This window comes from Rhodococcus sp. APC 3903 (assembly GCF_030407755.1).
GTDB classification, from domain to species: Bacteria; Actinomycetota; Actinomycetes; order Mycobacteriales; family Mycobacteriaceae; genus Rhodococcus_F; species Rhodococcus_F erythropolis.
Genome location: NZ_JASDCV010000007.1, coordinates 1 through 12,402 on the forward strand (window position 1 = coordinate 1; position 12,402 = coordinate 12,402).

Consider the following 12,402-nt stretch of genomic DNA (forward strand, 5'->3'; position numbering starts at 1 on the left):
TTTCGTCGGTCCGTAAACCTTGGTCAATCCCCTCAGTTCAATCATGAGGAGAACTCTGCCCTACCGGCAATGACCAGCACATCGGCCACAGGTCTAGTTCCGAGTGGTACTCAGGTAGGACATGAGTCCGGGCAATTCGGGCAGAACCCCGAGAAATCACCCGGATCTCGTCCCTCAGGACGACGCTTGAGCCCAGAATCGCTTGGGGATCCGGCCGGCGTGCCGCGCCTCGAAACCTGCCACGACAGCGTGACGCATCGCCGACGCCATCAGCGCGGGATTCTTGGCCCGCGTCACCGCTGTCGCAAGTAGGACGGCGTCGCAGCCCAACTCCATGGCAAGGGTGGCGTCGCTGGCCGTTCCGATCCCGGCGTCGAGGATGACGGGTACGCCGGCGCGCTCGACGATCATCTCGATGTTGTGCGGATTCGCGATACCAAGCCCGGTGCCGATGGGTGAACCGAGCGGCATGACCGCGGCGCAACCAACCTCTTCGAGGCGAAGCGCCAGCACCGGATCGTCCGTCGTGTACGGCAGAACGGTGAATCCGTCATCCACCAATTGTTCTGCGGCGGAGACGAGTTCGATTGCGTCGGGCAGCAGTGTCCGCTCGTCGGCGATGACTTCGAGTTTAACCCAGTTCGTCTCGAGCGCTTCGCGTGCCAACTGCGCCGTCAGCACTGCTTCGGCGGCGCCCCGACACCCGGCGGTGTTCGGCAACGGTTCGATTCCGAGGCGACGAAGCAGGTCCAGAACGCCGGTGCCGCCGGCCGCGTCGACTCGCCGCATCGCGACGGTGGTCAGTTCGGTGCCGGAGGCGACAAGCGCTTCCTCGAGCACCGCAAGGTTGGCGGCGCCGCCTGTTCCGGTGATGAGCCGGGAACCGAAGGTGCGGCCAGCGATAGTGAGAAGGTCCTGCTCAGCCACCCTGCACCGCCGTGAGGATCTCGATTTCCCAACCACGTCCGACGGATTCGTCCCAACGCCCGCGAGGAAAGAGCGCACCGTCGACGGCGACGGCGATACCCTTGCTCGGCAACTCGAGGTGCGTCAGTAGCTCGGTCACCGTGACTGCTCGATCGAACTCGAGATCTTCGCCGTTGACGGTGATCCCGATCGGGACCTGCTCACTCATGAATTTTCCTTAACTACTGCGAACCGCTCGGGTTCGGTTCCTTTTACCTCGACCAAAGATGTGCCGTTCAGCAACGCGACCGTCGCATCGGCGGTGACGGGCGTCAGCAGGACACCGTTGCGTCCGTGTCCGGTGGAGACGACAACACGATCGGACACGCGCCCGATCAAGGGCAGGTTGTCCGGCGTCATGGGACGCAGGCCTGCCGCGCATTCGTACAGTTCGTATTCGCCGATCGCCGGCATCAGTGCCTCGGCGTCGTTGATCAGGTCGCGTACTCCGGCCATCGTGACCTGTGTGTCCTCACCGGACTCGTATTGTGTTGCGCCGACGACGATTCCGTCACCGCGCGGGACGAGGTAGGCGGGCCGCCCGTGGACGCTTCCGCGGATGGTGCGGCTGGGCGCCGGGGTGACTCCAGGCCTACTCCGCAGGCGAAGGATTTCGCCCTTGACCGGGCGTACCGGTAACCCGGGCCACAGCTTGGGTGACGCGATACCGGCGGTGAGCACTATCTGGTCGGTATCGAGTTCGGCCAGGTCGTTGACGGCACGCGCGATCAATTCGACACCGGATTCCGCACAGGCCTTCTGCAACGCCTCCAGCAGAAGTCTGTTGTCGACGGCGGACTCACCGACAGCCATCAGTCCCGACCGGATGCCCCGGCCGAGCATCGGTTCGAGTTCGCGGATGCGGGCGCGACCGAGAACTTCGAGTTCATGGCCCTGCGCGGTCACCCACTCGGCGATGGTCTGCAGGTCCTGCGCGTCGGCCGCATCGAGTGCAACCGTCAGCGAACTGTCCGCGGTGAAGACCGATGGCCCGAACTTTCCGAGCTCCTCACCGAACGTCGGCCACCGTTCCAGGGACGCTGCACCAACCGTCAACGCTGTCTCTTCACCCGGCCAGCCTTCGGAAAGCGGGGCGAGCATTCCGCCCGCCACCCACGAAGCACCTGATCCAATGGACGGGTCGTACAACCGAACGGACCACCCGTCGCGGGCGGCTCGCCACGCAATGGCGAGACCGATGACACCGCCGCCGACAACCGACACCGTACGAGCGTGTGTACTCACGAAACTCCACCTCCACTTCCTGCGCCGGCATGATCCGGGTCAGGTCTGACGGTCGGGATCTGGTCGCGATCCCCTCTCAGCCCCACGAACCTCGCAGTCACGACAAAAAGTGACAACGACGTTTCAGGACTCCCGTGTCGAACCTTGCTCCCTAGAGGCTACCGTTTGCTCCGTGCACCCCACACATCCCAGTAACGTCATCGACCGGCGCGAGCGCCTGGCAGCAGCACGGCTGTACCTGTGCACCGACGCGCGCCGCGAGAAAGGCGACCTCGCGCAGTTCGCCGAGGCAGCATTGTCCGGCGGAGTCGACATCATCCAATTGCGCGACAAGGGCTCTGCCGGTGAGCGCGAGTTCGGCCCGCTCGAGGCCAAGGACGAATTGGTAGCGCTGGGCATTCTCGCGGCCGCAGCGCGACGCCACGGCGCATTGTTGGCCGTGAACGATCGCGCGGATCTCGCGATGGCTTCCGGTGCCGACATCCTCCACCTTGGCCAGAACGACATTCCCGTCCCCTACGCACGAACCGTTGTCGGTGAAGACGTCGTCATCGGGCGTTCGACGAGTAGTCGCGCGCAGGCGAGTCTGGCCGCAATCGAAGAGGGCGTCGACTACTTCTGCACCGGGCCGGTCTGGGCGACACCGACCAAACCGAATCGAAGTGCGTCCGGTCTGGAACTGGTTCGATCGACCGCCGACGCCGCACCGCCGCGCCCCTGGTTCGCAATCGGCGGCATCGACGAGGAACGCCTGCCGGAGCTGCTCGATGCCGGTGCCACGCGCATCGTCGTCGTGCGTGCAATCACGCAGGCGTCGGATCCGCAGGCGGCTGCGCAGCGCCTCGCCGCCGCCGTCGCTGGACGCTGAAAACCGGTAACTGGCGACCGTCAACTGTTTGCCGGGCGATTTCTGCACAGTTACGAGTCAGCACGCCTGACTCGAAACATGAACGGAAGTTGTCCGATCAGACAACAAACCCCCAGTTCCTAGGTGCGATTGGATGTCCGAAAAGTCGGATTAGGTGATCTTGATCACAGTTATTTCGATTGCGTGTCGCATCCCATTCGGTTTGTTGTAGTTTACTCCCAGTTACTAACTGAAACCTAGGAGCACTAAATGGGATCCCTCGACACCGGCTCGCTCAGCACCGAATCGCTCGAAGACCTGAACCTCGGCAAGATCAGCGAGCTGCTCAAGCTCGGTATCACCGCGGTCAGCTTCATCACGGCGCTGAACTCGCTCAGCTGAGCCTCGTTTCGGTCGGGAGACCGAAACACAGAAGGGCCGGACTCCTGAGGAGTCCGGCCCTTCTGCTGTATATGCCCTGTTAAGACTGCGTACTCGACGCCTCGGACAGGTTCTGGTCACTGCCTGACTGCTCACTGCCTTGGTGGGAACTGCCTTGGTGGGAACTGCCTTGGTGCGAGCTGCCCGACAACCATCCGAAGCCACCGTCTTCGAGTACGACGGTGTGTGGGTCGCCGGCCTGTAGGTCTTCGGTCTCGGCTGGTACAGGCGCAGTTCGGAGCTCGGGCCACGAGGAACCGAATCCCGGATGCAATGGCAGCGAATCGACGTCGGCTTCACGCACCCACCGCAACTCGGTGCTCTCACCGTTGGCAACCGTCGACAGTGGATGTGCCGCATCAGCCACGACGGTGGTGTAGGTCCACCCGCTCTCCGCGTGCATCGTCACTATCTCACCGCGGACGCGAACGGCGTCTTCGGCGATTCCGGCTTCTTCGTGTGCCTCCCGGACAGCGGCGTGCGTCGTGCTTTCGTGTGAGTCCCGTGCTCCACCGGGCAATGCCCAGGTACCACCTTGATGGCTCCACGCCGCACGATGCTGCAGCAAGACCAGGGGCGATCCGTCCGAATCGGGGGCGCGCAGAAGCAGTCCAGCGGCTCCGTGTTTACCCCAATGCCGAGTACCGTCCGGTCCGATCGACCAACCGTCACCGTCACCACGCATCGACTACCTCGCTCCGCCTGCTCTCGCCGTTGTCCCACACTAACCGTTTCAAACTGCTCCAGGTGTAGGTGATGCTTATATGCTCGCGAAGATGCCCTGAATCATTTCTCGGCGGCATCATTTCTCGGTAGCCCGCCTACAGCGAAGTGAGGTGCTCGATGGTCGACCGTGTCGTCCCGTCCATCGAACCCCGGTCGCTGCCGCCCTCCGAGGGCACTTCGGTATCGGCGGAGGACGAGCGAGCACTTCTGCGGCGCGAACTCCAGGCATTCATGTCCTCGACGCCTGGCCGGTTGACCGTCGTCGGAGTGATCTTGATTGCGATCACCTTGATCGCCGGACTCCTCGCCACCGCAGCGATCGAGAACCGACAGGCGAACCTCGACCTCCTCCTCGTCGAAACCGAACCTCTCGCCAACTCGGCCCAGAACCTCTACAGCGCGTTGTCTTTGGCAGACGCCGCCGCGGCCACCGCCTTCATCTCCGGCGGCCTCGAACCCGCCGAAGTACGCGACCGATACACGCAGTCGATCGGTGAGGCGTCGGCGGAGATCGTCCAGGCGTCGGCCGGTCTCGACTCGACTGATCTTGCCGGGCACAGCGCGTTGACCACCATCTCGACCGACCTCTCCGTCTACACCGGGCTGGTCGAAACTGCACGGGCGAACAATCGCGTCGGAAACCCGGTCGGGGCAGCATATTTGAGCGAGGCCTCGCAGTTGATGCAGACCTCGCTGCTGCCGATGGCTCAGCAACTGCACGCCTCGCAGGAGACCCTGGTCTCGCAGGTACAGCGCGATTTCGAGACTCCACCGTGGTGGCCGATCGTGGCATTCGTCCTCGTGCTGTGCGCGCTGGTGGCAACACAGGTGTACTTCTCCCGCAAGAGTCGCCGACGCTTCAATCTCGGGTTGATCCTTGCCTCGCTCGCCGTCGCGGCTGCGCTGCTGTGGCTGCTCACCGTCGGACTGGTGTCCGCACTTGCCACCGGACGTGCACTCGACGCGGGCGCCGAGCCACTGCACGAACTGACCGAGGCCCGGATCATGGCACAGCAGGCACGTACCGTCGAAACCCTCACGTTGGCGAGACGGGATTCAACTGCCGAGGACAACGTGACGTTCACTCGCAAGGTCGACGCCCTGCGCGACATCCTCGAGGGCCTACGCAGCGACGAACGCGCCCGAGTGAACAACGAGGTGCTGACCGCCGCACTGGATTCGCGCGAGCAATGGGTGGCTGCGCACACGCGCATGTACGACCGTCTCGCGACCGGCGACTTCACTTCCGCTGCCGCCATCACCATCGGCTCCGGAGAACAGGATTCGGCCGCGGAATACGGAAAGCTCGATCACGAACTCTGGCAAGGAATCGTGGATTCGCGCACAAATCTTCGGTCCGACGTCTCGTACGCCTCACGTGTGTTGGCTGCCTCTGCACCGGGCATGACTGTATTGGCAGTTCTCGGAGTTGCCGGAATCTTCATCGGGTTCTGGCCCCGACTGCGGGAGTATCAGTGACGGGAGTACCGGAGATGCGGAGGAAGCTCCCGGCCGTGTGCGTCGCGGTTCTGGCAGCGTCCGTGCTGGCGCTCGCCGGTTGCGGTGCAGATCGAGCCGAAGACCTGAACAACGCGGCCGCCACGTCGTACACGGAACCGCCGCTGCCGGCCGAGGCCACCATCGCGCCCAGTCCGACACCGACGACTACCGCGTCGTGCACCAACCTCACTGCGAGCCTGCGCCCCACACCCGCAGACGCATCTCCGCAGCCACCCACGCCGAGCCTCGACGCCATCCGCGCCCGCGGGCGGCTGATCGTGGGTCTGGACACCGGTTCCAACCTCATGAGCTTTCGCGATCCGGCGACCGGACGCCTCGAAGGCTTCGACGTGGACATCGCCCGCGAGATCGCCCGCGATCTGCTCGGCGACCCGGAGAAGATCGAGTACCGAATCCTGACCTCGGACGATCGGATCGCCGCACTCCAGGAATCCATGGTCGACGTGGTCGTCAAAACCATGACCATCACGTGCGAGCGGCGCGAGAAGGTCGACTTCTCGACGCAGTACTTCTCCGCCGAGCAACGAATTCAGGTCCTGCAGGGTTCACCGGTACGCGGCATCGCCGATCTCGCAGGCAAGCGAGTCTGCGCTGCCCGGGGAACGACGTCGGCTACGCGAATCCAGGAGCTCCAACCCGAAGCCACCGTCGTGACCGTCCCGATGTGGTCCGACTGCCTCGTCGTCCTCCAGCAGGGGCAGGTGGACGCGATCAGCACCGACGACACGATTCTCGCCGGACTCGCCTCGCAAGACCCGTATCTCATGATGGTCGGTGGTTCACTGGGCGTCGAGCCCTACGGAATCGGAGTGAACAAGGACAACCCCGACTTGGTCCGATTCGTCAACGGAACCCTCGAGCGGATCCGGGGTGACGGGACCTGGAACCGTATCTACGACCGTTGGCTCAGCGTCCTCGGTCCGTCACCCGGTCCCCCGCCGGCCGTCTACCGGGATTGAGGCTGACATGACCGAAGAATCCGGCCCCGAGCCCGACGCCACGCAAGCCTCCGTACGCCCCGAGCCTGACTCCACGCAGGCAGTTCACCGCGAGCCTGACTCCACGCAGGCAGTTCACCGCGAGCCTGACTCCACGCAGGCATCCCTACGCTCCGAACCCGAAGCCACCGGTGCCTACGAGCGCCTCGAACCGACCTCGGCCCAGATACGAGGAACCACGCCGTCCGCATCCTCCTCCCCTACCGGCCGCTCCACTCGATCCCGTCGCAGTCGGTCGGGACGAAAGCTGCGCCTCGGCGGCGGCCTGGTCGAAGTTCCCCCCGTCCCGCAGATCGACCCCGCATCTGCGGTGATGAGTGACCCGACGGTCCCCGAGCGCAAACGGTTCTGTTGGAAATGCAACGAACCGGTCGGCCGTAAGAGCGCAAGCACCAAGGCAACTCAGCACGGCACCTGCCCCAAGTGCGGTTCCACTTTCGACTTCCGCCCACTCCTCGAAGAGGGCGAATTGGTGTCCGGTCAGTACGAGGTTCAAGGGCCCATCGCGCACGGCGGCCTCGGATGGATCTACCTCGCGATCGATCGTAATGTCAGCGACAGGTGGGTAGTTCTCAAGGGACTCTTGCATTTCGGTGATTCCGAAGCGCAAGCCGTTGCGGTGGCCGAGCGTCAGTTCCTCGCCGAGGTCGCCAACCCCAGCATCGTCAAGATCTTCAACTTCGTCGAGCATCCGCGCCCGGACGGGACACCCATGGGGTACATCGTCATGGAGTACGTGGGCGGACGATCATTGCGCGAGGTGCTGGCCGAATTCCCGGACGGCAAGCACATGCCGATCGAGCAGGCAATCGGCTACGTACTGGAAATCCTTCCGGCGCTGAGCTATCTGCATTCCACCGGCCTGGCGTACAACGACCTCAAACCCGAGAACGTGATGGTCACCGAGGACCAGCTGAAGCTGATCGACCTCGGCGCCGTGTCCGGGATCGAAGACTACGGATACCTGTACGGCACTGCCGGCTATCAAGCACCGGAGATCATCGAGACCGGCCCGACCATCGCGTCCGACATCTTCACCGTCGGAAGAACACTCGCGGTTCTCACCCTCGACATGCCCTCGAAGCACGGACGGTACCTCGACGGCCTTCCCGAACCCGAGGACGAGCCACTGCTGCGGGACAACGAGTTCTTCCACCGCCTGCTGCTGCGCGCCACCGACCCGGATCCGAAGAAGCGTTTCCAGTCGGCCGAGGAGATCGCGGGCCAACTCACCGGCGTTCTGCGAGAAATCCTCGCGGAGCAGACTGGGCAGGAGAATCCCGGGCTCTCGCTCGTGTTCAGCAGGCAGCGAACGTCTTTCGGCACCGATGAATTGGTCGGGCAAACCGATGTGTACGTCGACGGTATCAGCCACGACGCTGCTCTCGATCCGCGCGAAGTTGCGCACGCACTTCCCATCCCGTTGGTCGACCCCACCGATCCCAGCGCGCCGTTGCTAGCGGCAGCGGTGCACAGCGAACCGTCTCAGACTCTCGATGCGTTGAAACACGCCCGCGAGAACGGAATCGACCGAACGTCAGGCACACCGGCGGCCGCCATCTCCGGCGAGGTCCGACTGGCCGAGGCCAAGGCTCATCTCGATCTCGGCGATCCGGAGACCGCGCTGAGTGTTCTGGACGAACTCCAGCAGAGCATCGGTGATCACTGGAAGATCGAGTGGTATCGAGGGCTTGCAGCGTTGCAACTGGACCGATTCGAGCCCGCCTTCAGTCATTTCGAGACCGTCCTGACGGCTCTGCCGGGCGAGGCTGCACCCAAACTCGCGTTGGCGGCGACAGCAGAACTGATCCTCCAGCATTGGGAGAGCGACGACCCGGACCAATGGTGCCGCTTCTCGGAGAAGTACTACCGCACCGTCTGGCGAACCGAACGGAACTACGTCAGCGCAGCATTCGGGCTCGCCAGGCAACTCGCCGATCACGGCAACAAGAAGGCAGCCATCGCCGCCCTCGACGAAGTTCCCACGTCTTCCCGGCACTACAACGTCGCACGGATGTCGAGCGCTCTGACGATGCTGTCCGGCGTTCCGATCGCCGAACTCGACGAATCGACTCTGAGGGAAGCCGCCCGTCGCGTTCGCGCGCTACCGGCCGAGGAGAGCCGAAGTCTGCAGATGCGAACCCTGGTGTTGGGCACGGCACTCGATTGGATTCGCTACGGAAACCGCTCGCACACCGAACTCGAACCCATCCTCGACCTGCCATTCACCGAGCAGGGTCTGCGCACCGGAGCCGAAGCCTGCCTTCGCGCCCTCGCCCGCGCCACGACCTCCCGCACGCACCGCTACGCCCTCGTGGACCGGGCGAACGCGGTGCGTCCGCGCAGCAATTTCTGACGCGCTCCCCGAGATTTACAGCGCGGCCACCAAAGCCTTCGCCGCGCGGGCGATCGCCAACTCCTCGTTGGTGGGGACCACCAGCACCTCGACGGCCGACGTGGATGCGGAGATACGACGCTCGTCACGGCTCTTCGCCTCGTTGAGAGCCGAGTCGACCTCGATTCCGAGACGGGAGAGGCCGGCCAGGCAGTCGCGTCGTACGTCGATGTTGTTCTCGCCAACACCGCCGGTGAAGGTGATGACGTCGACGCCACCGAGTTGAACGATGAAGGCGCCGATGTACTTACGGAGCATGTGTACGTAGACGTCGTAGGCAAGTTGTGCGTCTTCGTCGCCGCCCTCGATCAGTGCGAGCAGGGCACGGAAATCGTTGACTCCCGACAGTCCCTTCAAACCGGAACGACGGTTGAGGAGGTCGTCGATCTCGTCGACCTTCATTCCCGAGTTGCGATTGAGGTGCAAGATGATGCCTGGGTCGATGTCGCCGCTGCGGGTGCCCATGACAAGACCCTCGAGCGGGGTGAGGCCCATCGTGGTGTCGATAGCCTTGCCGCCCTTGATTGCCGAGGCCGAAGCGCCGTTTCCGAGGTGCAGAACAATCTGATTCAGCTCGGCCGGATCCTTGCCGAGGAAGTCCGCGACTCGTCCCGACACGTATTCGTGTGAGGTCCCGTGGAAGCCGTATCGACGAATCTGGTTGGCCTTGGCCACATCCCGATCGATCGCGTAGGTCGACGCTGCGGCGGGCAGCGTGTGAAAGAAGGCAGTGTCGAACACTGCTACGTGCGGAACGTCTGGCAGTTCTTCGCGCGCCACCTCGATACCGATCACGTTGGCCGGATTGTGCAGCGGCGCAAGGTTCGACAAATCCGCGATGGCTTTCACGACGCCGTCGTCGATGAGCGTCGGCGAGTAGAAGATGTCACCACCGTGCACGACTCGGTGACCGACGGCGATGATTCCTGCCTCGCTCAGCGGCCGTCCGACCTCGGCGACGATGTCGAGCACCATCTTCAGTCCCGCACGGTGATCGGCGATGGGGAGGCTGCGGTCTTCGACTCCGGTGCGGTGGTTGTAGACGATGTGGCCGTCGGGTTCACCGATGCGCTCGATGAGGCCGTGCGCTACCGATTCCGCTGTATCCGGATGCACGAGTTGAAATTTGATCGATGACGAGCCGGAATTGATGACCAGTACGGTGCCGTCGCTCACGCTTACGCTCCCTGTGCCTGTATTGCCGTGATAGCCACGGTGTTGACGATGTCCTGGACCAACGCTCCACGCGAGAGATCGTTGACCGGCTTGTTCAGTCCCTGCAGAACCGGGCCGACGGCGATAGCGCCGGCGCTACGCTGCACTGCCTTGTAGGTGTTGTTGCCGGTGTTCAAGTCCGGGAACACGAACACCGTGGCCTTGCCCGCCACCAGAGAATCCGGCATCTTCTTGTCAGCGACACTCTGCTCGACGGCCGCGTCGTACTGAATGGGCCCTTCCACCAACAGGTCCGGTCGGCGCTCGCGCACCAAAGCGGTCGCGGTGCGAACCTTGTCGACGTCGGCTCCACTGCCCGAATCGCCGGTGGAGTACGAGAGCATCGCAATGCGCGGATCGATACCGAACTGCGACGCCGTCTGTGCGGACGAGATCGCGATGTCCGCCAACTGCTCCGACGTCGGGTCCGGAACCACGGCGCAGTCACCGTAGGAGAGAACGCGGTCGGCCAGGCACATCAGGAAGATGCTCGAAACCGTCGAAACTCCGGGGGCCGTCTTGATGATCTCGAACGAGGGCCGGATCGTGTGAGCGGTGGTGTGGGCGGCACCGGAGACCATGCCGTCGGCAATACCCAAGTGCACCATCATCGTTCCGAAGTACGAGATGTCGGCGATCACCTCGCGTGCCCGCTCGATGGTCATGCCCTTGTGCGCCCGCAGCGCGGTGTATTCCTGTGCGAAGCGCTCGGTGTACTCGGACTGCGCGGGCGCGAGGACCTGCGCGCCGCTGATGTCCACGCCGAGTTCCGCTGCGCGTCGACGCACACTGGGTTCGTCGCCGAGGATCGTCAGGTCGGCAACCTGGCGCTGCAGCAGCCGGCCGGCCGCGCGCAGGATCCGGTCGTCGTCACCCTCCGGGAGGACGATGTGCTTGCGATCGCGTCGAGCGCGGTCGATGAGCTTGTACTCGAACATCTGTGGGGTCACGACCGACGGAATCGGCAGTGCCAGTCGGTCCATCAGGACGTCGGCGTCGACGCGCTGTTCCATCAAGCTCAGCGCAGTGTCGACCTTTCGCTGCGAACCGACTGCCACGCGTCCGCGGGTTTGGGCTGCAGCGCTTGCGGTGTCGAAAGTGCCGAGCGTTGTCGTGAGGATCGGAAGACGCTGTTTGAGGCCGGCCATCAACGCCGCGATGGCCGGGTGCGGCGTGATCCCGCCATTCATGATGATGCCCGCGAGCGACGGAAATCCCTCCGCCTCATGCGCATTGAGCAACGCGAGCAGCACGTCCGAGCGGTCACCCGGTGCGATGACGACCATGCCCTCGACCAGACGCTCGAGGATGTGCTCGGCGGTCATTCCGCCCACCATCACCTTCAGTGCCTCGCGGTGCAGCAGTTCCGGGTCACCCGAGTACAACTCGCCGCCGGTGGCTTCCATCAACTCGGCCATCGTGGGTGAGACGAGCAACGGAATCTCCGGCAGGCTCCACGTCGGAACACCGATGTCGGACAGGGCTGCGGTGACCTCGTCGAGCTTGTCGGGATCGCAGCGATTGGCGACGACCGCGAGCAGGTGAGCGTGGTTGGCGGCCAACTCGGCGGCGCACAGGTGCGCGAGCTGAGCAACCTCCTCGACGCTGCGCCGAGCGCCTCGAACCGCCAACAGGACCGGCGCTCCCAGGTTCACGGCGATGCGGGCGTTGAAGCTCAGTTCGCTGGGGCTTGCGACGTCGGTGTAGTCACTTCCGATGATCACGACGGCGTCGCACTGCTCGGCCACGGTGTGGTACTTCGCCACGATGTCGGCCAGTGCAGCTTCGGGATCGGCGTGAACCTGCTCGTAGGTGACGCCGAGTGCGTCGGCGTAGGAGAGATCGGCCGTGGTGTGCTCTAGCAGCAGTTCGAGGATGTAGTCGGTTTCCTCGGTCGAGCGGGCGATCGGGCGGAAGACACCGACCCGGGCGACGGTCGCGCACAACATCTGCAGCACGCCAAGCGCGATGGTGGATTTTCCGGTGTCACCTTCAGGGGAGGCGACGTAGACACTCGACACGGCAGCGGGCGCTTCTGGCATGCCCAA

General features: G+C 64.0%; 11 protein-coding genes and 1 riboswitch. Of the genes, 5 read left to right on the top strand and 6 right to left on the bottom strand.

Annotation, left to right across the window (positions count from 1 at the left end; all coding sequences use genetic code 11):
• Positions 1-174 precede the first annotated feature (174 nt).
• The 3 genes from QMA15_RS11520 to thiO form a co-directional block, all read right to left on the bottom strand.
• Positions 175-927 carry a thiazole synthase gene (locus tag QMA15_RS11520; RefSeq protein WP_020968851.1) on the bottom strand — a complete coding sequence of 251 codons (753 nt, stop codon included), beginning with the start codon at positions 925-927 and terminating at the stop codon, positions 175-177.
• On the bottom strand, positions 920-1,135 hold the full coding sequence (gene thiS, locus QMA15_RS11525) for a sulfur carrier protein ThiS (RefSeq protein WP_003944402.1): 216 nt from the start codon (positions 1,133-1,135) through the stop codon (positions 920-922). The genes QMA15_RS11520 and thiS overlap by 8 nt, the downstream gene beginning before the upstream one ends.
• Positions 1,132-2,211, bottom strand: coding sequence for a glycine oxidase ThiO (thiO, locus tag QMA15_RS11530; RefSeq protein ID WP_080910214.1), 1,080 nt, complete (start codon positions 2,209-2,211; stop codon positions 1,132-1,134). Before thiO ends, thiS begins: the two co-directional genes overlap by 4 nt.
• Positions 2,211-2,357, bottom strand: a riboswitch (TPP riboswitch). Its footprint overlaps the gene before it by 1 nt.
• A 26-nt stretch (positions 2,358-2,383) precedes the next feature.
• On the opposite strand from thiO, the gene thiE reads away from it, so the two are divergent.
• Both thiE and QMA15_RS11540 read left to right on the top strand, forming a co-directional pair.
• Positions 2,384-3,079, top strand: a complete 696-nt coding sequence (gene thiE / locus QMA15_RS11535) for a thiamine phosphate synthase (protein ID WP_019749516.1) — start codon at positions 2,384-2,386, stop codon at positions 3,077-3,079.
• 249 nt (positions 3,080-3,328) lie between these two features.
• Positions 3,329-3,460, top strand: coding sequence for a hypothetical protein (locus tag QMA15_RS11540; protein ID WP_003944354.1), 132 nt, complete (start codon positions 3,329-3,331; stop codon positions 3,458-3,460).
• Positions 3,461-3,539: 79 nt separating this feature from the next.
• On the opposite strand, the gene QMA15_RS11545 is transcribed toward QMA15_RS11540, so the two are convergent.
• Complete coding sequence (locus QMA15_RS11545) at positions 3,540-4,184, bottom strand: NUDIX hydrolase (protein WP_046378163.1); 645 nt, start codon at positions 4,182-4,184, stop codon at positions 3,540-3,542.
• Between the two features lie 158 nt (positions 4,185-4,342).
• Here QMA15_RS11545 and QMA15_RS11550 point away from each other — a divergent pair, with 158 nt between their 5' ends.
• From QMA15_RS11550 to QMA15_RS11560, 3 genes are read left to right on the top strand one after another with little or no spacing between them, the layout of a single operon-like run.
• Positions 4,343-5,704: a hypothetical protein gene (locus tag QMA15_RS11550; RefSeq protein ID WP_269578095.1), complete on the top strand. Its 1,362-nt coding sequence runs from the start codon at positions 4,343-4,345 to the stop codon at positions 5,702-5,704.
• A gap of 14 nt (positions 5,705-5,718) precedes the next feature.
• Positions 5,719-6,705 (top strand): glutamate ABC transporter substrate-binding protein, encoded by a 987-nt coding sequence (locus tag QMA15_RS11555; RefSeq protein ID WP_020968847.1) that lies wholly within the window; start codon positions 5,719-5,721, stop codon positions 6,703-6,705.
• A gap of 7 nt (positions 6,706-6,712) precedes the next feature.
• Complete coding sequence (locus tag QMA15_RS11560) at positions 6,713-9,100, top strand: serine/threonine-protein kinase (protein ID WP_259121691.1); 2,388 nt, start codon at positions 6,713-6,715, stop codon at positions 9,098-9,100.
• 15 nt (positions 9,101-9,115) lie between these two features.
• Here QMA15_RS11560 and QMA15_RS11565 read toward each other — a convergent pair whose 3' ends face one another.
• Both QMA15_RS11565 and pta read right to left on the bottom strand, forming a co-directional pair.
• Positions 9,116-10,315 (bottom strand): acetate kinase, encoded by a 1,200-nt coding sequence (locus tag QMA15_RS11565; protein ID WP_046378161.1) that lies wholly within the window; start codon positions 10,313-10,315, stop codon positions 9,116-9,118.
• Positions 10,316-10,317: 2 nt separating this feature from the next.
• Positions 10,318-12,396 (bottom strand): phosphate acetyltransferase, encoded by a 2,079-nt coding sequence (gene pta, locus QMA15_RS11570; RefSeq protein ID WP_003944313.1) that lies wholly within the window; start codon positions 12,394-12,396, stop codon positions 10,318-10,320.
• Between the last annotated feature and the right edge of the window lie 6 nt (positions 12,397-12,402).